The organism is Agrobacterium sp. S7/73, assembly GCF_019355535.1.
Classification (GTDB): domain Bacteria; phylum Pseudomonadota; class Alphaproteobacteria; order Rhizobiales; family Rhizobiaceae; genus Agrobacterium; species Agrobacterium tumefaciens.
Genome location: NZ_CP072137.1, coordinates 88,860 through 114,872 on the forward strand (window position 1 = coordinate 88,860; position 26,013 = coordinate 114,872).

Genomic DNA, 26,013 nt, shown 5'->3' on the forward strand with positions numbered 1-26,013 from the left:
ATCCCAACGGTCAGATTTCCAAGATCCAAGTCCCCACTCTAGATTTGACGCTACCGTCGATTATCGGCGACGCTGTCGGAGCCCTCGATGCACAAAGTCCGCCGCGCCTTTTTCATGGCCATGCTGGAACAGCACCTCGGAATTGCGATCAATCTCGCTCTGATCGCGATCGTATCGAGACTATTGTCGCCGGCGGAAGTTGGCTTTGCCGTCATCGGCTACGGGGTGACATCGGTGATATTCGCCTTTCGCGAATTCGTTTCTTCCGATTTTCTCATTCAGCTCGATGTCGTTGAACGCGATGACATCAACACGTCGCTTACACTCTTGCTCCTCGTCAGCGGCATTCTCGGGATCGTTCTCTATCTATGCGGACCCTATCTGGCGATTTTCTACCACCAGCCCGGTCTCCAGCATTATCTTATCCTGGCAATTGCCGCCGTCATGGCCGAAAGCCTGGGCATGCCGGCATTTTCCATGCTGCGTCGCCGGCTGGCATTCGGCACCATCGCACGGGTGCGAACCATCGGCCTCGTGGCTATGGCTACCGTGACGATCTTCGCTGCCAGCAATGGATGGGGCTTCGTCAGCTTCGCGCTCGGCCTGCTCGTCGGCAACAGCGTTGCCAGCGCCCTTGCAGCCTATGCCGATCCGGCCCAGCGTACAGCACGCCTTTCGCTCAAGTCGTGGCGCCGTATGGCCGAATTCGGCCGTTACAGGGGCGCTGCAACCATCGTTGACAAATTATACGAGTCCCTGCCGCAACTGGTGCTCGGCTTTGCCATGACACCGACAGCGGTCGCGATCTACAATCGCGCCAATACCGTTTGCTCCATTCCCGATCGCATTTTCCTCTCGGCAATCTTTTCCTTCGCCTTCCCGGCGCTCGCCGCCGAAGTTCGCGAAGGTGGAGACGTCCGCAGGTCCTACCTGCGCGCCCTCAGTTACATCACCGTGCTGTATTGGCCGTCGCTGATCATGGTGGCCATTCTCGCCGATCCCATCGTGCGCCTTGCACTTGGAGACCAGTGGCTCGCCGCCGTACCGATCACCCGGATTCTCGCGCTTGCGTCGATCTTCTGGTTTCCCATGGTTTTGACAACGCCGCTGCTGATCGCTCTCAACGCCAACCGGGAGGCTTTTCTGGGCAATTTCGTCTGCCGCAGCGTCTCGGCAATTGTGCTCTGCTCTGCCAGCTTCTTTGGCCTCACCGCGGTAGCGCTGAGCCAGTTCGTCACGCTGCCCTTCCAGATGCTCGTCGCATTCTATCTCGTCAGACGCCATGCGCACTTTAAGTTACCCGAACTGTTCGCAGCCATCGGGCCGAGTGCCGCCGTGACCCTTGCCGCGATTGTGGGGCCGCTTGCCATATCTGCCTGGATGGGATTCCGCTTCGATTACTCCCTCGCCATGGCTGGCGGCGCCGTCATCCTTTCGGTGACAGGCTGGGCCGTTTGCCTGTTTCTTCTGCGTCATCCACTCGTCAGCGAAATACGTTCGACGCTCGATGCTTTTGCCGGGAGTCTGCGCAGGGTCGGAAAACCTCCTGCACCGGCTTCCATTCCCGACACCGTCGTTGCCGCAGCGGTGGAACCATGAGCAGCATCGATATCGTCATCCCCAACTACAATTACGGTCGCTTTCTGGAGGGATGCGTAGAAAGCGTCCTTGGCCAAAACATCCCGGACATGCGTATCCTCATCATCGACAATGCCTCCACAGACGACAGTGTCGCGATCGTCCGGTCTCTCGCGGCAGCAAATCCCCGCATCGAAACGAGCCTGCGCGCAAGGAACCTCGGCGGTCACGCGTCTTTCAACGAAGGCATCGATTGGGCTCGGGCGGACTATTTTGCCATCATCTGCGCCGACGATGTCCTGTCGCCTGGAGCACTCGCGCGCGCAATGGACGCGCTCGACAATAGCCCCGGCGCGCACATGGCGTTCGGCCGCACCACCTTCTTCAGTGACGATGCCGACATAGCATTGGGCCTTCGCAGCGATGCCGGTGGCATGCAGCTTCATCGCGGGGTCGACTTCATCGCCAAAATTTGCGGGACGGGACGCAGCCCGGTAGCAGGCCCACTCGCCGTTACCAGAACGCACATTCAGCAACATGCCGGTCATTACCGGCCCGCACTACGCCATACCGACGATGTCGAGATGTGGATGCGGCTCGCGGTGCTTGGCGACATCGTCGAACTTGATGCCGTGCAGAATTTCACCCGTATCCACGGTGCGAACCAATCCGCCATCCTTGATAACGTGCTTGCCTGGAATACCGAAATCGAAGCCGCGCTCGAAAGCTTCTTTGGCAATGAAGGGGCTTTGCTTGCCGATGCCCAAACACTGCTAAGGCGCGGTCGCGCGAGCCTGAGCGACCGCGCCTATTGGTGCGCGCTTTCCAATCTGGTCCGGCGCCGGCCCGGCGCGGGTGCCCTTCTCGCACAGGCTTTCCGCCTGAGACCCGCTTCAGCGTTTCTGCCACCGGTGAGTTATCTTGTGCGCCGACCTGATGCATTGCATCGCATTCGCGCAGCGATCGCCCGCCGATAGCGATAGACCGGCCAAATTTTCGATGATGACGGCCTATTCTTCGGCATTCAGGACAAGCCGCAACAGCGCCGACAACGAAGCGGATTTCGTTCGGCGCATGATTGATGCGCGATGGTTCTCGACAGTGCGCTGACTAAGCTTCAAATCAGCTGCAATAACCTTGTTGGCCTGCCCCTGAACAATCCGGTCAAGGATCTGGCGTTGCTTGCGAGTAAGCGTTGCCAGCGTGGCACGAGCCGTTTCACGCCGCTCTTCGCGCTCGTTTGCATCACGCGATCGCTCGAGGGCCGATTGCACGCTCCGATATATTTCCTGGTAAGAAAACGGCTTCTCGATGAAATCGGCCGCTCCATATCGCATCGCATTGATTGCCATACGGACATCGCTACGACCCGTGATCACAATCACCGGAAACCGATGATGTTTTTCTTTCAGCAAACGCAGCAACTCCATGCCGACCATGCCCGGCAGATACGCATCGACAAGCAGACAACCTGATCTGTCCGGCTGGTAATCTGCAAGATACTCTTCTGCCGATACATAGGTTGCAACCGTCCAGCCTTCTCCTTCGAAAAGAGCGCGCAAATTGTCCCTGATGTCCTGCTGGTCGTCGATGACTTCGATGAGCCGACCCGTCATCGGCCTCATGTATTCGGGTTCGCTTATGTGCACTACCCTCTCGTCGGTTTGGCGAACAACCAGGGTCTCGACGACCTGCACGACGTCCTTGAGTTTCGCCGGCTTGTGCAGATACGGAATTTCGTGCTGTGCAAAAGCCCTCAGGGCCTTGCTTGAAATATCGCCTGTGAGAATGAGCGCCGGAACATTTCGGCGGAGTGCTTGCCGGATATCTCCTATTGCAGCTATGCCATTCCCCCCGGTAGGGAGATTGTAGTCTGCGAGAATGACGTCGGGCGTGAACTGCAATCCTCGAACAATCGCGAGCGCCTCGGCAGCCGTAGAGGTCGCAGCCACCACATATCCAGTCTGCTCAAGTCCCATCTTGAGCAAATCACGCATGCCGTTTTCGTCTTCGACGATCAGAACCGACGCCCACGACAGGGTAGCCGCTTGGTTCGAATGGTCATCCACTGGCGCAGGAAGTGGTACAAGCGGCTCACCGGCCGGTGCGTGATCGATCTCGATCATGAATGCCGAACCTTTATGCAGTCGTGACTGCACCACTACCCTTAGTTCGAGAAGCTCGCTGAGCCGCTTGACGATCGACAATCCCAGCCCCAAACCACGGTCTTCCGTTCCAGCAGGCGCATCGAGCTGGAGGTATTCCTGAAAAACATCCTCGATATGGTTTTCGGGAATGCCGATGCCAGTGTCCCACACTTCGAAACGAACCTTCGTACCGCGCCGGCGACAACCGACCAGAATTTTGCCGCTCGTCGTATATTTCAGCGCATTGGACAGAAGGTTGCGGACGATCTGCTCGAACAGACGCGGATCGGTGCGAACGGCGAGGCTGGACGGCACGACATGGAGTTGCAGCCCGGCGGCCTGAGCGGGATAGTAAAATTCCTTGAAGAGCCTTCCCAGAAGATCGCCTATTGCAAAGCTCACGATCTGAGGTTCCACCATACCCGCTTCGATCTGGTTGATGTCGAGAACGGAGTTGAGTATTCCCAACATCGACGACAGCGTCTCCTCCATCCTCTGAACGAAGGTGCGCGCCTGGCCTTCGCCCACGCTCTTTTCCAAAAGCCCCTGCAACAGCTTCAAGGTTTGCAGCGGCTGACGCAGATCGTGGCTTGCCGCAGACAGGAACTGCGACTTTGCCTCAGTCGCCCGCTCGGCGGATTTCTTTGCAGCTTCCCTGCTTTCCGCAACCTGCTTCTGGGCGCTCATATCGATGAATGTGATAACGACCCCGTCGACGGTCTCGCTCTCGCCGCGATAGGGTTTGATGCGGCGGACATACCAGCGGCCGTCAGGTCCTCCTATCTCCCTGTCGATTGTATTGCCGTCCTGGAGGGTCGCCATCGCATCGACTTGAAGCGAAATGTCCCCATCAAAGCCGCTGAGGTCCGAGAGGGGGCGGCCGACATCGGACGATATAATCTTGAATACTGACCGGGTGGCTGGTGTGAAAAACCGTATACGAAGACTGGCATCCAGAAAGAGCGTCGGGACATCGGTGCTGTACAAGACGTTTTGCAGATCGTTGGAAACTGCACGCTGACGCTCCAGTGCTTCGTGCAATTGATTGTTGAGGGCTGTCAGCTCTTCATTGAGGGATTGAAGCTCCTCTTTCGAAGTAACGAGTTCCTCATTCGTCGACTGATACTCTTCATTCAGAGACAGTGCTTCGGCGGTGATCTGCTTCTGTTCTTCGCTGGCAATTTCCAGATTGCGTATGGCGCCCTGCAATTCCGCCCGTGTCTCCTCCAGTTCGAATTCCAACTCGGTAATGGGCGACGCATCTGTCGTCGATGATTTCTGCGATCGGACAACCCTGTTGGCTTGCGCAGCATCTTCCACGAAACATATGAGGAACAGCTCTTCACCCTGACTGAACAGCGGTTCTACGTGAATGCTGAACTCGATATGCGCGCCGTTGCTGTCGAGTTTTGCATTCTTGGCTACGAAAGGCTTCTGATCGCGGGTCGCACGGTGGATCGCAGACCTGATCTTATTATGGAGCGCCTTCGGTGTCATGGCGAACAGATCATGCGATGCCGGACCTGAAGCGATCCGCAGGAACCTTGCTGTCGGGCCTATGGAGTAAAGATATTCATACTTTCTATTGACGAGGATCGCGGCGGGCACGTAGCTACCCAGCAGAACCTGGGCAACCGCGTCGGCAAGCGCACTGTGCCTCGACGCTGAAGTCACCTTTCCTAGCGAAGAGGGAATTCTGACATTTCCACCCGGAGCCACGCCGAAATTAAGATCACCGAAAACCGGCGGCCCGATACGCCGATATACCCGTTCGGTTTCCGAAATCAGCTTGAAACGGTCATCCATTCCGCCAACGGTTTCGGATTTTCCGACCAGTAAAATGCCGTTCTCCCGCAGGGCAAACCTGAAAAGCGACAAAACCTTGGCTTGGGCGTCCGCTTCGAGGTAAATCAACAAGTTGCGGCATGAAATCAGATCGATCCGTGAGAACGGTGGGTCGCTCAGGACATTCTGCACGGTGAATACAACCGCCCCACGCAGTTGCGCCGTCACGGTGTATCCGTTGTCATCCCTTACGAAATATTTTTCCAGCAAGTCCGTCGGCAGCGATTTGGTCGCCTCATGTGAATAATGTCCGTCTCTGGCAATTGCAACCGCCTCGCCATCGGCGTCCGAGGCAAACATCTGAAACTGGAGACGAAGGCCCATAGACTGAATGAGCTCGAGGAAGAGAATAGCCAGAGAATATGCTTCTTCCCCCGTGCTGCATCCAGCGACCCAGACCCGCACTGCTCCGTGAGCCGCTTTTGCGTGGAGAATATCCGGAATAATGGTATCGCGTAAAAAGTCGAACACCTTCCCGTCGCGGAAGAAGCTGGTGACGTTGATCAGGAGATCCCTGACGAGATTTTGGCGCTCTTCTTCGCTGTTTTCGAGCATCTCAAGATATCGGTCAATCTCCTCGATCTCGATACCGAGAACCGCAATGCGTTTTTCGACACGGCGCTGCATCGTTCCATGTTTATAGGCCGAAAAATCATTCGCTGTGGAAACTCTCAATATCTCGATGATCCGGTCCAGCTGGGGCATTTGGCGCACCATCGAGTGATCGGCTCGAAGCCGCGACAACAGCGCAATATGTTTGGCAATGGCAGCAGGCATCTCAGCAACCGGCAAAACGGTAGCGCCAATCCCTAGCGAAATAACACTTTCGGGCATGCCGTCGAACTGTGCCTCTTGAGGCTCCTGTACCAGAACGAGCCCCTTGAAGTCCCTGATCTGCTGGACACCGGATGAGCCGTCGGATCCCGTGCCGGACAGGACGACCGCTATCGACCATGGTCCGTACTCCTTGACCATCGAACCCAGGAGAACATCAAACGGCAGAGGTGCCTCATGCATTTCCCGCCGCGGCGACAGATATATGCGTCCTCCATCAACCGACATCAAGAATTTTGGTGGAATGACGTAGACGTGCTCGGGCTCTATCAATGCAAGATTGACAGCCTCGGTCACGACCATATTCGTTTCGCTCGCCAGAAGTTCTGCGAGCATGCTTTCATGCGACCGGTCAAGATGCTGAACGAGAAGAAACGCACAGCCGGTTTTTTCAGGCAACGCCTTGAGCAGGGATCTGAACGCATTCAGTCCACCCGATGAAGCTCCGACGCCGACAATCGGGAACATCCTAACGGGACTTGCTTCCTGTGACCCGGACATCGGACCGGTGTCTACCTCGAAAGTAGAGGGAACCTTGTTACTATCCGCGCCGCGTTCCGTCATATTCACTCTCGTTAAAATTGACGCGCATTCCAAACAGAAATCGACCCTTACGAAGCGTCAGGGGGTGGAGGGTCAACGAAGTCTTGAAAACGGCCACACGGCCTTGAGATCATTCGTCAGTGATAAATATTCACCACGCCCCGTTATATACGGGGTACAGTGTGTTGAATTGTCTTGAGGCGCAATTTGAAAATGCGATTAACACGCATAGGTTGCCGACATCAAAAACAAGAGCAACAAAGGTTGATGATAAATCAATCCAGCAAATATTATAATTCATCCAATATAATTAGACGCGGCCCGCGAAGAATGAAGTTGGTGTGATCGAAATTCCATTTCACCGGTTCTCGTGCGCCTGCTGGCATTTTTACGTCATGCCAGATTGAACACCGTCTCGAAATCTCAATCAAAAGTGAGTAATTTCCGAGCCTTTTCCAGTTGAGATACTCCATTGTAGGATGCCGGAGTAGAAATTCGGGTAGTGCCACGTCTATTGCTTTCTGGCCGACATTAAATTCCGAAAAATCCAGACCGCAATTCAGATCATCTCTTCCGAAGTTCCAGATTGATGACGACGTTCCGGGTTGAATTACCTCCGACGTCCGTTGTGCGGGCTCGTAGAAAGAAACTCTTCGGTTGCGTCTCTGCCAAGCCAGGCAGGTTCGCAAAGCAATCTTTAGCGCGGATAGGACATAACATGCTGACATCAGTTCCTAACAACGGACATAGCCAATTCTCATCAAATTTCCATGTGGTTGCGCATTCGAAACCTATGGAAACTTCGGTCAGAAAGCTGGCGATCATCGACGACCGCGCGCTCGACCGTGAGTGTCTGGCTCAGAGCCTGATCGCATACGGCCTTGATATGGAAGTCGAGTTGTTTTCATCACTCGACGACTGGAGACATGCTCCAAACGGCCAGCATAGCGGCATCCTGGTCAATGTCGGTCGCAGCGATTTTTGCGATGACGTTTCCCTTCACGAGTTGCGGGAATTCATCGCCGATTTCCCTTATCTGCCAGTCGTCATTCTTGCGGAAAACCGCGATCTGCGTCAGGTCATGAGGGCGTTCGACGCGGGAGTTCGCGGGTACATCTCCTCGTCGATAGGGTTGGCGGTGTGCGTGGGCGCCATCTCACTTGCATTGGCGGGCGGCGCTTTCGTATCAGCTGAAAATCTGAGCGATCTCAGGCAGTTGCTCGTGGTTGCGGAAGACAAGGAACGTCAGCGCACGGCCATGTTCACCCAACGTGAGGTCGATGTCATCAACGCCTTGACGCAAGGCAAGCCAAACAAGATCATAGCCTATGAACTCAATCTTCGTGAAAGCACCGTAAAGGTACATATTCGCAATATCATGAAGAAAGTCGACGCCAAAAACAGAACGGAAGTGATCTTTAAAATATCCGATCTCTTCAAAAACTAGTCATGTGTCGTGCAGTGGACCTGTTGTAAATCCATAATTGCCTGCGGGTGTCGGGCCCCGCAAGATGCAAACGCATCGGAACGATTATGACAAGAAGATTGTACATCTCCTCTAAGCCTTTCGGCTAGCATTCCAAGCATAAAGACGGGGTGACGGCCACCGGGCCGGATACGGTAATCTCTGGTCATTGGACATATGGACCCGGGATTTCGCCATGCAAACTTTCGTCGAAAATTTCGAAAACTCGGATCGATTGCGCCTGCGCTCCCGCAACATCATACCGGGCGGCGCACATACCTATGCAAAGGGTGACGACCAGTACCCTGTCCTGTCTCCCGGCTTCATTGAAAGGGGATATGGCTGTCATGTCTGGGATGTCGATGGAAATGAATATATCGAGTACGGTATGGGCAATAGGGCTGTCGGCCTTGGCCATGCCTATGCCGACGTCGTAGAGGCTGCGCGTGCGGAACTATACCGCGGCTGCAATTTCACGCGCCCCTCAAAGATCGAGGTGGAATGCGCCTCGACCTTCCTTGATACGATCCAGACGGCCGAAATGGTCAAATTCTGCAAGAACGGTTCCGATGCGACATCCGCTGCGATACGACTTGCGCGGGCTGTTACCGGCCGCGACCTGATCGCGCGCTGCAGCGACCACCCCTTTTTCTCCACCGACGACTGGTTCATCGGAACAACGGAGATGAATGCGGGCATTCCTCAGGCGATCCAGAATCTGGTCCTTGGCTTCAGCTATAATGATCTGGCGAGTGCGCGCAGTCTGTTTGACCGTTTTCCAGGCCGCATAGCCGCCTTCATCCTGGAGCCGTCGCGCGGTGATCCGCCTCGGGACCAGTTTCTTCACAAACTCCAGAATCTTTGCCACGAAAACGGCGCGCTTTTCATTCTCGACGAAATGATCACCGGCTTCCGCTGGGATGCGGGTGGCGCGCAGAAGACATACGATATCGCCCCCGATCTATCCTGTTTCGGCAAGGCGCTGGGGAATGGCTTTTCGATTTCCGCACTTGCCGGCAAGCGGGAATTCATGGAACGAGGCGGTATCGATCAAACCGATGCCCCCCGCGTCTTCCTGCTTTCGACGACGCATGGCGCGGAAACGCATGCGATGGCCGCGGCCATCGCAACCATGAAGGTTTACACGCAGGAACCCGTGGTCCCACATCTGGTCCGACAGGGAAATTCGCTGCGCGCCGCCATCAGCCAGATCGCAATTGCGCACGGGCTCGATTCCTACTTCGGCATCCAGGGCCATTCTGCCTGCCTCAGCTACTTCACGCTGGACCAGACCGGAAAGCCGTCTCAGGCTTTTCGCTCGCTGTTTCTGCAGGAAACCATCCGTCGCGGCCTTCTCGCACCGTCTCTCGTTGTAAGCTACACGCATGAGGACGAGGATATAGCCAAAACGCTTGACGCCATCGATGGAGCGCTCGTCGTCTACCGTAAAGCGCTGGAATACGGCGTCGACAAATTCCTGACAGGACGCCCATCCGATGTCGTCTTCCGGCGTTTCAACGGCAACGCGCAGCATCAGGCCAGCCATGGGTTGGTCATGGCCGACATGCCCGAATTATCGGAAAGCATCCGAAAGCCTTAACCGGCAGGGGCACCTAGACCGTTCGCATTATCGATACAGCCGCTTTGCGCGGTGCATCGATCTAGCCTGAAAAGATACGCTCGTTGCGATCGAAAATAGATTTTGAGGGGAAATTTCATGCACGTTCTAGTCACCGGGCATCGCGGATACATCGGCTCCGTCATGGTACCCATCCTGCGCAAGGCGGGTCACGAAGTACACGGCTACGACACTGAATTCTACCATCGCTGCGCTTATGTTCCAGGCGGACCTTTGCCGCAGGTCCCCGGCGTCTGCAAGGACATCCGCGATATCCAGCCTTCGGATATGGAAGGTTTCGACGCTGTCATTCATCTTGCGGCGCTGTCCAACGATCCGCTGAGCAATCTCAATCCGGAAATTACCTATGAGATCAATTACCGCGGCAGCGTTCGGGCAGCGCGAGCCGCAAAGCAGGCAGGCGTCAAGCGTTTCATCTTCGCCTCGTCGTGCAGCAACTACGGCGCCGCTGGCGAAGGACTGGTCAACGAGACGGCCGAGCTGAAGCCGGTATCGGCCTACGGCACGTCGAAGGTCTTGGCGGAGCGGGAGATTGCAAGCCTTGCGAGCCCCGGCTTCTCACCGGTCTATATGCGTCCGGCAACAGCATATGGCCTTTCGCCCATGCTGCGTTTCGATATCGTCCTCAACAACCTGACCGCTTGGGCGGTGACGGAAGGACTGATCCTCCTGAAATCCGACGGATCGCCATGGCGCCCAATCGTTCACATCGAGGATATTTCGCGCGCCTTTCTGGCTGCGCTCGAAGCGCCGACCGATGCCATACACAATCAGGCTTTCAACGTCGGACAGGATGCGCACAACTATCAGATCCGGGAGATTGCCGAAATCGTCGCTCTCACGGTGCCCGGATGCCGGCTGCAATATGCGAGCGATGCAAGCCCCGATACCCGTTCGTACCGCGTCGATTTTGGCAAGATCGCCCGCGCGCTTCCGGCGTTTAAACCGACATGGACGGCCGCCGCAGGTGCCGAGCAACTCTACCGGGCCTACAAGAGCGCCGGCCTGACAATGGCCGAATTCGAGGGACCGCACTATCAGCGGATCGGCCAACTCCAGAAGCTGATCGGCGACAAGGATATCGACATCAACCTGCGCCGCCCCATGGCCGCGCCGCGCCAGAACGCCGATATTGCAGCATCGGTTTAAACAGGAGGCCCGGATGGGCAAGATAGAGCCTGGTGCAAAGCTGACAGGCGATGCATGGAGAGAGGCAGGTATCGGCCAGACTATTCATGATCTGGCTTCCCGCCTCTTTCCGATCTGTCGCAGCATCACCGGCAAAGGCGTGTGTGACACCATCGATATCCTTAAAGACTATATCGATATCGAGCAGCGCGCCGTCCCTAGCGGGACGCGGGTTTTCGACTGGACGGTGCCCCAGGAATGGACCGTCCGGGACGCCTATGTGAAGAACGCGGCGGGTCGCAAGGTGATCGATTTTCAAATGTCGAACCTGCATCTCATGAGCTACAGCATCCCTCAACGTCGCGTGATGCCGCTGGCCGAACTGCAAGCGCATATCTACACCTTGCCGGCACAACCCGATCTCATTCCTTACAAAACAGCCTATTACACGGATGCCTGGGGCTTTTGCATGTCGCATCATGAATTCCTCAAGCTAGAGGAAGGCGACTATGAAGTCGTCATCGACACCGAAAAGGTGTCAGGCAATCTGTATTACGGCGAATATCTGCATATCGGACAAAGCACCAAAGAGGTGCTTCTCTTCGCGCATATCTGTCACCCGTCGCTCGCAAACGACAATTGTTCCGGCCTGGCATTGCTAACGTGTCTTGCTGCAGGCCTGAAAAGCAGGTCCACATATTACAGCTACAGGTTCGTCTTCGCACCCGGAACGATCGGCTCCCTGTCATGGCTTGCGCAGAACGAAGACGGGATATCGAACATTGCGCATGGTCTTGTGGTTTCTTGCATTGGTGACGGGGGCGGGCCGAACTACAAGCGCAGCCGCAGGGGAGATGCACTGATCGACCGAATCGCCGCCTGCACCCGCTGCGGAGAGGATCGCAAACATCTGGCAATCGCCGACTTCATTCCCTACGGCTACGACGAGCGCCAATTCTGTTCGCCGGGCTTCAACCTGCCGGTTGGACTGCTGCAGAGAAGCGCTTTCGGAACCTTTCCCGAATATCACACCTCGGCCGACAATCTCGACTTCATCGAGCCCAAACATCTCGACTCATCCTTTTGGATGATCATGGACATGATCGATGCTCTCGAAGACAACTGGACGCCGTTGAACCTTCGGCCCAAGGGTGAGCCACAGCTAGGGAAATACGGGCTTTTCCCTGCGATAGGCGGCCATAAGACGAATGACGACCGTACCATGGCCTATCTATGGATACTCAACCTCGGCGATGGAACCAACTCGCTACTGGATATCGCCGAAAGGTCTAAAATGCCGTTTGTCGATATTGCGAGCGCTGCCGGCAGGCTGCTCGAGGCGGGCCTTGTCTCGAACCTCGGTTTCCTGACGCGCTAGACCTTCATTGCAAAGCAGGCCAACCGAGGTCCTTTTCCGATATGACCGAGGGCGGCGCAGGCCATTCTACACCTATCGCGGGCGCGTCATAACGGATCCCCGCCGCACTTGCCTCGGCATAGGGCGCCGAAATCAAATAGGACACAGCAACGTCGTCGCTGAGCGACTGGAAGCCGTGTGCAAAACCCTCGGGAATGTAGAACTGCGCGCCATTGTCGGCCGACAACACCATGCCAACCCATTGCAGATAGGTCGGCGAGCCACGGCGCAGATCGACGGCGACATCCCATATCGATCCTTTGACGCAGGTAACCAGCTTTGTCTCCTGATGCGGCGGCCGCTGGAAATGCAGCCCTCGAACGGTGTGTTTAAGCTTCGATAGAGAAAGGCTGTGCTGACTGAAGTCCGATACCAACGCGTTGCTCTCAAATTCGCGCTTGCAGAACGTCCTGGCAAAAGAGCCGCGACTGTCCCGCACAGGCACCGTACTGACTACCCAAAGCCCTTCGATTTTCGTCTTCTCAAACAGCATTCGGCGCTCCTGATGCAACCCCGTATTCAAGAAGAATTCTCCGCCATTTCAGCGGCTCCGGAATACACCCATAGGCAGCAACATACCTTGAAGGCGGGCTGGCAAATAAGTCACCCTTTCGGTTGCGGAAACCAGCCGCCGGAAGCGCATTTTAGCGGATTATCATATCAACCTACGGCTTATGGATGACGTTTTCGAGCCGAATGCAGTATCGTCACCCACCCCGATCCATAGTATTTTTTCCAGTTAATAAAAGAATTTTCTGGAATTCACTCAAAGACACTGTGATGAAATCAGGGGGCGTCAGATGAACAATGAGGCAGTTTTTTCTGCAAGATTGAGCTCGACGCATCACGTCGGGCTTTGCCGTCTCTGCAGCTCGCCATTGGTGCATACCTTCGTTGATCTTGGAATGTCTCCGCCCTGCGAAAGCTTCGTCGCAGCTGATGCAGCCAACGACGTCGAGCCATTCTATCCGCTCCATGCATTCGTTTGCGACGAATGCTTCCTCGTCCAGCTTCAGGAGTATGTGGCGCCCGAGAATATTTTCACGGAGTACGCGTATTTCTCCTCGTTCTCGGACAGTTGGGTCGCTCACGCGAAACGGTATTGCGACATGGTCATCGAGCGCTTCGCGCTTGGCGAATCCAGTTTCGTTGTCGAACTTGCCAGCAACGACGGTTACCTGCTGCAGCACTTCCTGACCAGCAACATTCCGATGCTTGGAATTGAACCAGCGGTCAACGTCGCAAAGGTGGCGATCGGGAAAGGTATTCCGACACTCACGGAATTTTTCAACGAGGCTCTAGCGACCGATATGGCGGCCAGGGGACAAAAGGCCGATCTCATCATCGGCAACAATGTCCTCGCACAGGTGCCTGATATCAACGATTTCGTTGCCGGCATGAAAGCCTTGCTCAAGCCTGATGGCGTCATCACCCTCGAGTTCCCGCATATAGAAAAGCTAATCGAGGAGAACCAGTTCGATACGATCTATCACGAGCACTTTTCCTACTTCTCATTGCTGACCATAGAAAAAATGGCCCGCCGTCATGGGCTCAAGGTTTTCGATGTCGAAGAGATCCCCACACATGGCGGTTCGCTGCGGGTCTTTTTCTCGCACAAAGACGGCAATTTTCCGCGTGAAGCCCGCGTGGATAGCCTTCTGGCACGGGAGTTGAACGCCGGGCTCGACAAGATCGAGACCTATACGGCATTCTCCGAAGCCGTGCGCCAGACCAAGCGAAACCTCCTGTCTTTCCTCATCCGCCTCAAGGAGATGCGCAAATCGATCTGCGCCTATGGCGCACCGGGAAAGGGCAACACTCTGCTGAATTATTGCGGTATCGGCACCGATTTCATCGATTTTGCAGTAGATCGCAATCCTTACAAACATGGTCGCCTCACACCGGGAATGCATATCCCGATCCGGCCCGTCAGCGCAATCCAGCGCATAAAACCGGACTACGTTCTCATTCTCCCCTGGAACCTGAAGACTGAGATCGTTGCACAAATGAACGACATCAGAAACTGGGGCGGGAAATTCATCGTACCAATTCCTGACATATCCATCATTGATCCGAAGGAGTTGGCACAATGAAGGTCGTCTTGTTCTGCGGCGGCAGGGGTACCCGCATCAGGGAATATTCCGAAAGCGTCCCGAAACCGCTGATCCCGCTCGGGTCTCAACCGATCATGCGGCATGTCATGCAATATTACGCCCGTTTCGGACATGAGGACTTCATCCTCTGCCTTGGCTACAAGGCGCATGTCATAAAAGAATTCTTTCTGAACAGCCGGCCGGAAAGCTATGCCGATTGCGTCATATCGAGCCCCGGACGCGTGGAGTTGCTCGAGGAATTGCCGAGAGACTGGCGCGTATCCCTGATCGATACCGGGATATGGCGCAATATAGGCGAGCGCCTCTGGGCCGTACGTCATCATCTCAAGGGCGAGAAGATGTTCCTTGCCAATTATAGCGACGGCCTGACCGACGTCGATCTCGACGACATGATTGCCCAATTCGAAAAGAGCGACAAGCTCGCCTGCTTTCTCGCTGTCAGACCGCCCCTCACCTACCACCTGGCGGAAATCGACGAGAGCGGAAGGGTCCGGGAATTTCGGTCGTCGGAAACATCCGATATGTGGATCAACGGCGGCTACTTCCTGATGCGGCCGGAAATTTTCGACTACATGCGCGAGGGTGAAGAACTCGTGCTGGAACCGTTCTCGAGGTTGATTTCTGAAGACAAATTGATGGCCTACAAACATGAGGGTTTCTGGCGGTCAATGGATACGCTGCGCGACTGGCAGACGTTGGAGGCGATGGTCGAGCGTGGTGACATGCCATGGATTGGAGACGATGGATCAATGGCACGCAAGTCGTCAAACACGAAACTGCTGCCATGAAAAACATGTCCCTCGCCTCCGCCGGTGATCGCCTGTCGATCCTTTGTCTAGGAGCTCACTCCGACGACATTGAGATCGGCGTCGGAGGCACCGTCCTCAGCCTGCTTTCAAAGGGCGTGTTGCTTGATGTCTATTGGTGCGTCCTCAGTGCCGGCAACGAGCGGGCCCTGGAAGCGCGCAGTTCCGCCGAAGCTTTTCTTGCAAAAGCAGCATCCTACTCGATTGAGCTCGCATCGTTTCAGGACAGCTACTTTCCCTCGCAAAGCCGCGAGATCAAGTCATGGCTGCTGACATTGCGCGACAAAGTCAGCCCTGACGTCATATTCACACATAGTCGCGAGGACGCGCATCAGGATCACCGCGAAATCAACAGGCTCACATCCAACATCTTCAGAAATCACCTGATCATGGAATACGAAATCCCGAAATGGGACGGCGATTTCGGCAGGCGAAATGCCTATGTGCCGTTGAGCGAAGACGCGATGAACATGAAGGTCGAGCTTCTCTTGCAGCACTTTGGAACACAGAGATCCAAGGACTGGTTTGACGCAGATACCTTTCGCGGCTTGGCGCGGCTGCGGGGAATGGAATGCCGTGCGCCTACACGTTTTGCGGAAGCCTTTACCGTCAGAAAGCTGACGTTCGCCTGAAACAGGCGAAAGCCTGTTGACGTTACGAAATCGACGTTTTTCGGAAATTAAAAGAAACCAAAAACAATACAGGGGGCATTTTCGTCATGATCCATAACCACATCTCCGAGAACCCACCGGAAGGCGCACCGCATCCGCAGGCCGCATCAAGTGCGGCTGGCTATATCGGCATCATAGATCGTCGCATGCTCGAGCGGGAATGCCTCGCCCATAGTCTCAACTATCAATATGCGGACAGGCGCATCCTGACCTTCTCCAATCTCGGCGAATGGCAACAGGCACGCGCGGAAATCGGCATGCCTGCGGCAGTTCTGGTCAGTGCCTGGCCTGGTCCGTCGGCAGAGACAAACAGCGAGCTTGCGGAGATTGTCGCTGCGGTTTCGCCGGCCGCCGTCGTCGTGCTCTCCGACGATCAGGATATCAATACTATCCTCGATACGATCGCTCTTGGCGTGCGCGGGTATATATCGAGTTCCGTCAGCGTCGATGTCTGCGTCCAGGCGATCAGTCTTGCAATCGCGGGCGGCCGTTTCATACCGGCCAGCAGCGTCATGAACATGAAAAGTCTGTTCGGCCTGACGGCACACGCCGCCATACCGCCGATGAAATTTACAAGCCGTCAATCGGCTATCGCGGAGGCCCTGCGGTGCGGAAAGGCCAACAAGGATATCGCTCTGGAGCTGAACCTTTGCGAAAGCACCATCAAGGTACATATCCGCAACATCATGAAGAAGCTTGGGGCAACCAACCGCACTGAAGTTGCCTGCAAGATCGGCGACATGGCGTACGAGCGCTAAGCACACGCCCCTCACCGACCGCTACCGAATGCTCCGCTCACAGCAGGAACCGTCATGATCCAGTCGTCATCATCTCCGGGTGAGCAGGAAGGTATTTCCCGCTTCATATCCATCCTGCGGGAGCGGCGCAGAGCCGTCTTCATCTGTTTTCTCGCCAGTTTCACAATCGCGGCAATCGGCTATGCGCGAACCCCGATCCGATACAAGGCCGAGGCGACCCTTGCACTTGATGTCCGCAAGCTTCAAGCACTCCCCACCGAATCCGTTGTCTCTCCACTGCCTCAGGAAAGCCCGGTGCTTCGAACCGAACTCGATATCATCGGGTCGAGGTCCATGGCCGAACGGGTTCTTGTCATCCTGCAGAAAGATCGACTGTTCGAAGGGCGGCAAACCAAATCAGACCGGGCGACCACCGACGCGACCGTGCTTGGCAACGACGCAGAGACATCGAAAATGATCGATAACCTCATGACCAACGTTCGTGTGATGAATGATGGCCGGTCGTATACAATTTACATTTCCTATTATGCCGGCGATCCGGCGCTTGCCGCGAAAGTCGCGAATGCGTTCGGGGAAGCGTATATCGACTATCAGATCGATCTCCAGACAACCGCAACCCGGCGTGTCAGCGCATGGCTCGGGGAGCGGCTGGTCAGTCTGCGGACGGAACTAGAGGAGTCCGAACGCCAGGCGTCGCAATTTCGCGAGAAATCCGGATTGATAGACACTGGTGGTCTTCCGCTGCAGTCGCAGCGTCTCTCAAGTCTGAACGTCGAGCTGACGACGCTACAGGCCAAACTGGCGGGGTCAAGGGCGCGCCTGGCCACAGCGCTCGAACTGCAGAAAAGCGGCGATGGGCTCGGGATCACCGAAGTTCTGTCCTCACCAACAATCCAGCTTTTAAGGGCCGAGCAGGCGAGGGTCATCAGAGCCATCGCACAGATCGATGAAAGCGGCGCTGTCATGAGCCCTGAGCGGCCGCAATTATCCTCCCAGCTCAGTTCACTTAACAAACAGATCGATTCAGAGATCGCCCAGATCATCGCTGCCTTGCGCAACGAGATCGAGGTCAACGAAAAACAGCGGCAGGAAGTCGAGGCAAGCCTCAATGATGTGCAACGCGCCATTTCCACGACGGATATGGCAATGGTTCAATCCGGGCAACTTGACCGGGAAGCAGCAGCGAACCGCTCGATCTACGAGACGTACCTGGCACGCTACAAGCAGACCATCGAACAGGACGGTATCGCTACTGCCGAGGCGCGGATCATATCGAGCGCCATGCCGTCCCGTAAGCCCACCAGTCCTGACGAGGGTCTCTGGGGCCTGATTGCGCTTCTTCTGGGCTGCAGCACCGGTTTGGCAACGGCTTTCATCCTGAATTTTACGGACCGGTCCGTTGGCTCCATCACGTCTCTTCAACAGAAAACCGCACTTAATGTCATCGGGCGCATTCCGCGCATTTCCTTCGGAGAGTTCCAGAACAAGCCCGGGAAATTCAGCAGCGGCGCGGCGGACTTCTACAGCGCGTTTGCCGACCTGCAGACCCACATACAGTTAGCCGAGAGCAAGGCCAAAGTGATCGCCTTCACCTCTTCGGCCGATGGAGAAGGCAAGACGTTCGTGATTGCCAACCTTGCCAGATCTCTTGCGATGAGCGGCGTGAAGCTGCTGCTGATCGATGCCAATCTGCGAAACCCGGCTCTCGGAGCGGAATTCGATGTGGGATCGACGTCGCATGTTGCCCAGGCGGTCAGCCGCGAGGTGTCCCTGGACGACGTCATACAACGCGATCAGGTCTCCGGGGTCGACATCATCGTCGCCGAGAAAAGCGACCTGCCGCCAAATCTTGTTCTTGGAAGCAAGCGCTTCGCCGGCCTGATTGCAGAGGCGAGACAGCGATACGAACTAGTATTGATCGAGGCCCCATCCGTTGCCCATGACCTCGACCTTTTGCGGATCGCCAGTCTGTCTGACGCCGTATCCTTTGTAGTCCGACAGGACGTCGCCGATGGCACGGGCATGAAAAACGCCGTCATCAAGCTGCGGGTCGCGGGCCGGCCGATCACGGGCATCATCCTCAACGGAATACGACGCCCGAGAAAGCGTCAACCCCCGGTCTGGCCGAGGATTTTCCGGGACTGGAATACTCATTTCAAGCTGCGGAAACGGGCGACCAGTCTGCGCCCCCCGGCTGTCGTCCATAGCGAGAGGTGAAACATGCGCTTCGTGACAAGGTCCAAGGGCTTTTCCCTGATGATGGCCAGCACCACCTTTCTGTCTCTGGCCGTTTGCCAATTACCGGCCGCTGCAGATGGCACCAACTACAAGGTCGCTACCGGCGACGTCTTGACGATCTCCGTCTATGGCGACCCGGGCCTGACCGGCCTCTTCCCAGTCAGTGCAGATGGAACGATCGGTTATCCGCTTCTTGGCAACGTCAACGTGGTCGACCAGACGGTGAACGAAATCGGTGCGCGGATCAGCCGCGATCTGGCAAGCCATGTGGCAAACCGCTCCGTTGCCGTCGCGGTCAAGGAATATGCTCCGATCTTCGTTGTCGGTGACGTCCAGAAGCCGGGAAAATATGAATACCGTCCCGGCATGATCGTGCTTGAACTCTTCGCACTCGGCGGGGGATTGCGCGAGTCGAATGCGCAGAGGGATACCTCGGGCATACAGTTGATCGCTGCCCAGCAGGAATATGAAGATATGTCGATGCAACTCCTGTCGCAGGATATCCGGCGCGTCCGGCTGGAAGCGGAACTGAACGACACCGAATTCGAATATAGGGGCGATGAAATCGGACTTGTCCGGGATCGCACCGCGTTGGAGAAGATCGTCTCATCTGAAACAAGTCTGTTTCGCCTTCGCCTCTCGGCGCAGCAGGACGAAAAGACCAATCTCGAGGTCCAACGACAGAACTTCATTCAGGAAATAGACACGCTTCAGAAAAGCAACGTCATGCGCAGCCAGCAACTGGAGTTGCTCGACATGGACGTGAACGCCTCGAAGGAACTTGTCACACGCGGCGCAGCCTCAGAGTCAGCCCTAAGAGAGCGCAAGCGCGAACTGCTATCCATGAACCAGCAGGTGCTGGAATCAACATCGTTCCTGGCGCGCGCGCAACAAAACAAGAGCGAGGTGGAGCGGCGTATTCTGGAGCTGAAGAGCAAAAGGCATAATGACGCCGCGACCGAATTGCGGGAGACCTCCCTGGACATTATGCGTCTGAAGAAAAAGCTGGCCTTCAGCCTTCAATCCATGGCCGAGATCGGCTCGACGGCGCGGCGGGTTTCCAGCCTCGAGGACATGATCCAAACCAAATTCTTCATCGTGCGTCAGGTTGCAGGCACATATAGCGAAATCGCTGCGGACGAGCATACGCAGGTCCGCGCGGGGGACGTCGTCCGTGTCCGCCTGTCGGTATCCGGCAGAGATCCGGTTTCGGCAGCCGTCGTCACAGGAAGCGTCAACTAGAGAGACGAGCGTCTCTGATGCCCTCGTTTGAGCGGCCCTGTAAAGCAGCTACCGCTTTTGGAGAACTATAGCGCCAAGTCGCAATTTGCTATCCTGAATAGTGCACTCCAACAGTCTTGTAGGAACCGCACCGATCAAAAGGGTTTGCCGACGTTCCGATCGGTAGGCTCCTTACTTCCTCCAGAGAACAGAAACAATCGGCACAAGTGTCGGGGGAGACGGAGATGGAATCTGCGATCGTTCCGGTTGGTTATCACATGGTCAGGCAGCGTGCCGTCATCATCATGAACGGCGAAAGAGGGCTGCAGCCCGTCCATGTGACGCAAGATGCCCTGAACGACATTCAGTCCCCACCGCAGTGCGATGCGCAACGTCTGGCGGAATTCGTCGATGTGTTTGCGACGATAGCTACATCCAAAATCGAGAAGGGAATGTTTGCGTTCGATGGACAGATCTGGATCACGGCGACCGACGTCCGGGCCTGGCTCAATATGGCGACGGAAACCGGACCGGCCAAGTGACGTCTCTCGAACTCTAACGCTTTTATCCTTTTGCCGTTACCCAAAGCGCGAAAATTTGGCAGACATCAGATGGATGGATGTGGATTCTACCGCTTATAGCCAGATTGAACAGAAGCGATAAAAGCGGTTTGTAAGAGTTACCCGTCGCCCCCTGATACTTTGGCGGGTCCCTGGTTACCGGGGTTATCTGGTAACTGGGAGGGCTCGCTCGTTCAACCGGGCGAGCCTATTTGCGTTCTGCACATGCCGTCACCAGCGCCGCGCAAATCTTCTTGTGTCGACGGGTTCAGATTGAAATTTGCAGGAATGTCACCCCAGTCAAACGGAACCACAGACCGCTCGCCACTCATAGAGTAACGAACGATCCGTCGGTCCCCTCGCCTGAAATGAAAACCGCCGAGCCTGAATTTCAATGGCCCGTGGTATCGCATGGCCTTGATTTATTGAGCCATATTCGCCACTTTCCGGCAGCTCGTCAATTCACCGCAGATACGTCATTAGAGGTAGTTTGCCGGGATTTTCGCAGGAATGGACTCTGGTTCAATCAGGTGTTGGCCTTGCAGCATTGGAGGACGATTTAACGGTGCCGGCCTTAGGGCCCCCGTTTCCCATTGCAAAGCCGCTCCATGTAGAGCCGACATTTACCCAGCTGTTCTGCGGATGCATCGTCACGAAACCCGCACTTTGAACGGGCCCTGGCGTTCCTCGGGTAAAATGATTGTCGTAGAGCACCGTGTTGATCCGCCTTGAGCGTTCGTCCGGTCCGGCCTTGAAGCTGCCGTCGTGCGTCCACATGAGTTTGTAGGCATCTACGAAGCCGTAACGGACGTTGGCGAAGGTATTTCCATCAAAGACCGTCCCATTATAGTCGGAGCCGGGATGGTTCCAGGTTTCATATTCGACGCCGATATAGGCGATATCTGTGAACCTGTTCCTGCGATAAATATTCCCCAGACCGCCCCAGATGCCGGCAACCCCGGAATCCGCGAATGTCGTGCCGACATAGAGGCCGCTGTTGCTGCGTGTCACACTGTTGTTGGAATATTGCAGGAAATACGGGCTAAGTCCCCGCGTCGAGTCCAGCGCAACCGTCATCATGCCGTGTCGCATCTGAGAGATGCGGTTGCTGTCGACCACCACGTCGTAGACGTTGCCGTAGAGAAGAACGCCGGTGGAATCGGAATCATGCTCCGCATAGCTTGACCTGCCATCGAACACATTATCGTATATCACGGCTCTCGATGCGGTCGCTGCCAGAGCAAAACGGCTCGTTCGATCCGGCACGACATTCCAGGGTTGCTCGAGCAGAACGACAGAATCGCCCGTCGACGCGATGTGACGGTGCTGCCCGGCACCTCGCCCGCCAACGATGACGAGATCGAAACCGCCCGGCGCGGCATCCCCCAGATCCGACAGGGACTTGAAGGTAACCGAGTTCGAGGAAGCGCGGACGAAATCGTTCTTAAGCTTGCTCCCGACGATCTCGAAGCAGATCTGTTCGCCCTTGTTGCAATCGACCTTGGCGCAGTCGTGGGGCGCGGCGTTTCGCGAGATGTTTTTCTCAAAATAGAGGTTTCGCATGCTCCCGAAATGCGCCTGGGCAACAAAAAAACGTCCGATGCCATGACCGTCGTCGCGGCTTTCATCCGCATTTGTCAGCTCGTTGCCCGTCATGGCGAAATCGCGCCCACCCCATAGCGCGACGACGGATTCGCCGTAACCCGTCATCCGGAACCGGTTGTTGGAGAAAAACACCTGCCGGCTCGCGCCGTAAAAGGATCCGTTCTCGATCAGCTCGGACGCATGCACAAAAAGCCCTACGGTGTCCTGGGCATCGAACGCCGGCACGCCCCAGGCGTCGATGCGTACGGAATCCAGCCGTGTGTTTTTGGTGTTGCGCAAAGCAAGAAGAGGTTTACCGGCAATGTTGCGGTTGGCATTGAGGGTCAGGTTTCCGAACCGGGTGTCATCGCCATTAACGACAACCATGCTCTGATCAATCCCTTGGTTCAGCCTGATCTCCGTTTTGTTCACCCCTTCCCCGAACCACGCCACATTGGCGGGCGCAATCAAAGGCTTTGTCACGAGATAAATCCCGGCGGGGAAATACAAAACCGATGGCGCCGTTGCGGCCGCGGCGTCGAGCGCGCGCAAAATGGCTGCGGTGTCGTCGGTCATGCCATCGCCCGTTGCACCGAACTGCCTGGCATCGATGCGCTTTTTATCCTGCGCCACCCATGGCGATTGCGACAGGACCGCAAGTGTCAGCGGACCGCTCCAGCCGAAGCGGCCGCCATGGGTATTGTGAACCCAGACTTCATAGTTGCCCGGTGGCAGAGCCGGCACCTCGAAATCGACCTTGAAGGGGTTGACGGCGATTGCCGGAACATACCAGCCGGCGACAGCGACCGGCTTGATATAGAGATAAGATTGGCTAGTCCCGTTGGACCGCGAAAGGTTGCGTCCATAGACCGAGACGATCGCTCCCGGCGCTGCGGCATCCGGCCCGATCCACCAGCTTTCCGTACGATTGATCGCGAAGCTGCGTCCTTGAACAGTGCCCCGCTGGGGCCTGATCAGGTAGGTGGACCATGAAGGAAGCGTGGCTGGCAACAGCAGCGTCGCCGCCGTCGCGTCAGCCGTCAGCGGCGCCAACGGAGTCACCACGCCCTCCGCGGCACCGGGGTGTTGCGAAAAGACTTCGAAACCCGTTCGTCCATCGAGATCGACGCCGGTCATCGAGACAACCTCGCCAGCGCCCGCCGTTCTCGAAATCTCCGCGATTGCCGGACCCTTGCCGCCTACCTCTGTCCATGTCGGATTGAAGGCATCCGCATCATCCGGCAATCGTGGTTCTGGAACAGGTATCGGCAAACCGAACTGGCGTGGATCAGGTTGGCTGCCTTGCTCTTGCGCTCCCCGCACCGCAGGCTGTCCGGCAGACGAGAGACCTGAAAATGCGAGCACAAGGGCGGCAAGCAAAATCGATAGTATCAGGGCATTTGGCGATCTCATCTTGCCGCTTGTCGTAACATATCCGATTGCAGCGACTTCGGTTGTCGCCACCACTCATACAAATCCTGAATTCCGTATCTGAGCTCGACCGTCGAGTTCCAGCCAAGCGCGTTGAGCCGCGAGCAATCGAGCAGCTTTCTGGGGGCTCCGTCCGGTTTGCTGGTGTCAAAAACGATCTGCCCATCGTAGCCGACGATGCCTGCAATCAGGTGGGCGAGATTGCGGATGGATATCTCCCGCCCCGAGCCGATATTGATCAGCGGAAAATGCGCCGATGATTTCATGAGGAAGCAACAGGCATCCGCCAGATCGTCCACATGGAGAAACTCACGCAGAGGACTGCCCGTACCCCATAGTACAATCTTGTTCTGGCCGCTGATTTTCGCTTCATGCATTCTCCTGATCATCGCAGGAATGACGTGTGAACTTTGCGGATCGAAATTGTCGTTCAGCCCGTAAATATTGGTCGGCATGACGGAGACGCAATTCAGGCCGTACTGACTGGAGTAGAATTGGGAAAGCTTGAGCGCGGCGATCTTCGCAATCGCGTAGGCCTCGTTGGTTGGCTCCAAAGGGCCTGTCAAAAGGGAATTTTCCGTGATCGGCTGCGCTGCGAATTTCGGGTAGATGCAGCTAGATCCCATCCAGAGAAGCTTTTCAACACCGATATCGGCAGCCGATTTCATGATATTCATCGAAATTAGCGTATTGGTGTAAAGAAAGTCCGCCGGATAGGCCGCATTTGCTGCGATGCCTCCAACCTTGGCGGCAGCGACAAAAATGACCTCAGGTCTTGCCGCCGCCATCCATTGCTCCGTCTCGTACTGTCGGGTCAGATCAAGCTCGCTGCGAGAGACTTTGAGAATTTCGCAATTTTCGCGCTGGAGACGTCGCACGAGTGCCGAGCCGACCATTCCGGTATGGCCGGCAACCCAGACGCGCTTGCCATTCAAGCTGAACGGGATTTCTTGCGATTTATGCGACGAATTCATTTCTTCCCTCTTCCAACATCACGAGGCGAAGATCCGCTTCGACCATTTCCTGAACGAGGTCACAAAAGGAAGTCGAGTGGCTCCAGTTGAGTTTCCTGCGCGCCTTGCTGGGGTCGCCGAGAAGAAAATCCACTTCCGCCGGACGAAAATATCTGGGATCGATTTCGATGATCGTATTGCCGGTTTTGGCGTCGTATCCCACTTCGTCACTGCCATCGCCGTTCCACTCGATGGTCTTGCCGACTACGCCGAAAGCAAGCTCAACGAATTCCCGCACCGTATGTGCCTCGCCGGTTGCGAGCACATAGTCCTCGGGTATTTCCTGCTGCACGATGCGCCACATGCCTTCAACATAATCGCGCGCATGCCCCCAGTCCCTCTTTGCGTCGAGATTGCCAAGACGCAGCTTGCTCATGAGGCCGCGTTCGATGGCGGCAACGCCGCGCGTGATTTTCCGCGTGACGAATGTCTCCCCGCGAATGGGGCTCTCATGGTTGAAGAGAATGCCGTTGGATGCGTGAAAGCCGTAACTTTCCCGGTAATTGACCGTCATCCAGTATGCGTAGAGTTTTGCCGCAGCATAGGGGCTTCTCGGATAGAACGGCGTACCCTCGTGCTGAGCAACAGTGCCCATCCCCCCGAACAGCTCCGATGTGGACGCCTGATAAAACCGGCAACGGTCTCCGAGGTTCAGAATGCGCATGGCCTCCAGCAGCCTCAGCGTGCCAAGCGCATCCGCATTTGCCGTATATTCCGGCGTCTCGAAGCTGACCTGGACATGGCTTTGGGCGCCGAGATTGTAGATCTCGTCGGGCTGGACCTCCTGAATGACCCGGCACAGGTTCGTGGCGTCCGTCAGGTCACCGAAGTGAAGACGAAAGCGAAGGTTTTCCTCGAAGGGATCTTGATAAAGATGATCGATCCGGCCGGTATTGAATGAGGAGGACCGCCTTTTCAGGCCGTGCACAATATATCCCTTGGCAAGTAGCAATTCACTGAGATAAGCGCCGTCCTGCCCGGTTACGCCGATAATCAAGGCTCTCTTGTCTACCATCCACCA

At 56.0% G+C, this 26,013-nt stretch carries 18 protein-coding genes; 13 read left to right on the forward strand and 5 right to left on the reverse strand.

Translation table 11 applies throughout. The features are described 5' to 3' along the window. Nucleotides 1-87: 87 nt before the first annotated feature. Together J5276_RS15460 and J5276_RS15465 are read left to right on the forward strand one after the other, a co-directional pair. Nucleotides 88-1,599, forward strand: a complete 1,512-nt coding sequence (locus J5276_RS15460) for an oligosaccharide flippase family protein (protein WP_112391054.1) — start codon at nucleotides 88-90, stop codon at nucleotides 1,597-1,599. Then, complete coding sequence (locus J5276_RS15465) at nucleotides 1,596-2,555, forward strand: glycosyltransferase family A protein (protein WP_112391053.1); 960 nt, start codon at nucleotides 1,596-1,598, stop codon at nucleotides 2,553-2,555. Before J5276_RS15460 ends, J5276_RS15465 begins: the two co-directional genes overlap by 4 nt. Nucleotides 2,556-2,588: 33 nt before the next feature. On the opposite strand, the gene J5276_RS15470 is transcribed toward J5276_RS15465, so the two are convergent. Beyond that, nucleotides 2,589-6,872 carry a CheR family methyltransferase gene (locus tag J5276_RS15470; RefSeq protein ID WP_112391052.1) on the reverse strand — a complete coding sequence of 1,428 codons (4,284 nt, stop codon included), beginning with the start codon at nucleotides 6,870-6,872 and terminating at the stop codon, nucleotides 2,589-2,591. Between the two features lie 664 nt (nucleotides 6,873-7,536). Between J5276_RS15470 and J5276_RS15475 the strand changes: the two genes are divergently transcribed. The 4 genes from J5276_RS15475 to J5276_RS15490 all read left to right on the forward strand — a co-directional run bounded on the left by J5276_RS15475 (nucleotide 7,537) and on the right by J5276_RS15490 (nucleotide 12,557). After that, entirely contained in the window at nucleotides 7,537-8,394 is an 858-nt protein-coding gene (locus tag J5276_RS15475) for a LuxR C-terminal-related transcriptional regulator (RefSeq protein WP_236775893.1), read from the forward strand. Between the two features lie 214 nt (nucleotides 8,395-8,608). Continuing rightward, a complete protein-coding gene (locus tag J5276_RS15480; protein WP_127966366.1) occupies nucleotides 8,609-10,012 on the forward strand; it encodes a glutamate-1-semialdehyde 2,1-aminomutase in 1,404 nt (467 codons plus the stop codon). A gap of 117 nt (nucleotides 10,013-10,129) precedes the next feature. Then, complete coding sequence (locus tag J5276_RS15485) at nucleotides 10,130-11,200, forward strand: NAD(P)-dependent oxidoreductase (RefSeq protein WP_003517624.1); 1,071 nt, start codon at nucleotides 10,130-10,132, stop codon at nucleotides 11,198-11,200. 13 nt (nucleotides 11,201-11,213) lie between these two features. Continuing rightward, nucleotides 11,214-12,557 carry a DUF4910 domain-containing protein gene (locus J5276_RS15490; RefSeq protein WP_209159586.1) on the forward strand — a complete coding sequence of 448 codons (1,344 nt, stop codon included), beginning with the start codon at nucleotides 11,214-11,216 and terminating at the stop codon, nucleotides 12,555-12,557. 4 nt (nucleotides 12,558-12,561) lie between these two features. Here the strand turns inward: J5276_RS15490 and rfbC are convergent, their stop codons facing one another. Then, the gene (gene rfbC / locus J5276_RS15495; RefSeq protein WP_209159587.1) at nucleotides 12,562-13,089 is read right to left on the reverse strand and encodes a dTDP-4-dehydrorhamnose 3,5-epimerase; all 528 of its coding nucleotides are present in this window, start codon (nucleotides 13,087-13,089) and stop codon (nucleotides 12,562-12,564) included. Nucleotides 13,090-13,396: 307 nt separating this feature from the next. Here rfbC and J5276_RS15500 point away from each other — a divergent pair, with 307 nt between their 5' ends. From J5276_RS15500 to J5276_RS15530, 7 genes are all read left to right on the forward strand, one after another. Further along, nucleotides 13,397-14,689 carry a class I SAM-dependent methyltransferase gene (locus tag J5276_RS15500; protein ID WP_209159588.1) on the forward strand — a complete coding sequence of 431 codons (1,293 nt, stop codon included), beginning with the start codon at nucleotides 13,397-13,399 and terminating at the stop codon, nucleotides 14,687-14,689. Then, a complete protein-coding gene (locus J5276_RS15505) occupies nucleotides 14,686-15,498 on the forward strand; it encodes a glucose-1-phosphate cytidylyltransferase (RefSeq protein ID WP_060642731.1) in 813 nt (270 codons plus the stop codon). The genes J5276_RS15500 and J5276_RS15505 overlap by 4 nt, the downstream gene beginning before the upstream one ends. Further along, entirely contained in the window at nucleotides 15,495-16,148 is a 654-nt protein-coding gene (locus J5276_RS15510) for a PIG-L deacetylase family protein (RefSeq protein ID WP_026330955.1), read from the forward strand. The genes J5276_RS15505 and J5276_RS15510 overlap by 4 nt, the downstream gene beginning before the upstream one ends. An 86-nt stretch (nucleotides 16,149-16,234) precedes the next feature. Beyond that, entirely contained in the window at nucleotides 16,235-16,945 is a 711-nt protein-coding gene (locus J5276_RS15515; RefSeq protein ID WP_060642730.1) for a response regulator transcription factor, read from the forward strand. A gap of 54 nt (nucleotides 16,946-16,999) precedes the next feature. Further along, nucleotides 17,000-19,162 carry a polysaccharide biosynthesis tyrosine autokinase gene (locus tag J5276_RS15520; protein ID WP_112391049.1) on the forward strand — a complete coding sequence of 721 codons (2,163 nt, stop codon included), beginning with the start codon at nucleotides 17,000-17,002 and terminating at the stop codon, nucleotides 19,160-19,162. A 3-nt stretch (nucleotides 19,163-19,165) separates the two neighbouring features. Further along, complete coding sequence (locus J5276_RS15525) at nucleotides 19,166-20,425, forward strand: polysaccharide biosynthesis/export family protein (RefSeq protein WP_060642728.1); 1,260 nt, start codon at nucleotides 19,166-19,168, stop codon at nucleotides 20,423-20,425. Nucleotides 20,426-20,649: 224 nt separating this feature from the next. Beyond that, the gene (locus J5276_RS15530; RefSeq protein ID WP_209159589.1) at nucleotides 20,650-20,946 is read left to right on the forward strand and encodes a hypothetical protein; all 297 of its coding nucleotides are present in this window, start codon (nucleotides 20,650-20,652) and stop codon (nucleotides 20,944-20,946) included. 540 nt (nucleotides 20,947-21,486) lie between these two features. Here J5276_RS15530 and J5276_RS15535 read toward each other — a convergent pair. Genes J5276_RS15535 through gmd form a run of 3 tightly spaced genes read right to left on the reverse strand, consistent with a single transcriptional unit; the run spans nucleotide 21,487 to nucleotide 26,007 of the window. Then, the gene (locus J5276_RS15535) at nucleotides 21,487-24,015 is read right to left on the reverse strand and encodes a glycoside hydrolase family 28 protein (protein ID WP_255610224.1); all 2,529 of its coding nucleotides are present in this window, start codon (nucleotides 24,013-24,015) and stop codon (nucleotides 21,487-21,489) included. Beyond that, nucleotides 23,958-24,953, reverse strand: coding sequence for a GDP-L-fucose synthase (locus J5276_RS15540; protein ID WP_019566378.1), 996 nt, complete (start codon nucleotides 24,951-24,953; stop codon nucleotides 23,958-23,960). The genes J5276_RS15535 and J5276_RS15540 overlap by 58 nt, the downstream gene beginning before the upstream one ends. Further along, on the reverse strand, nucleotides 24,937-26,007 hold the full coding sequence (gmd, locus tag J5276_RS15545; protein ID WP_019566379.1) for a GDP-mannose 4,6-dehydratase: 1,071 nt from the start codon (nucleotides 26,005-26,007) through the stop codon (nucleotides 24,937-24,939). The genes J5276_RS15540 and gmd overlap by 17 nt, the downstream gene beginning before the upstream one ends. Nucleotides 26,008-26,013 lie beyond the last annotated feature (6 nt).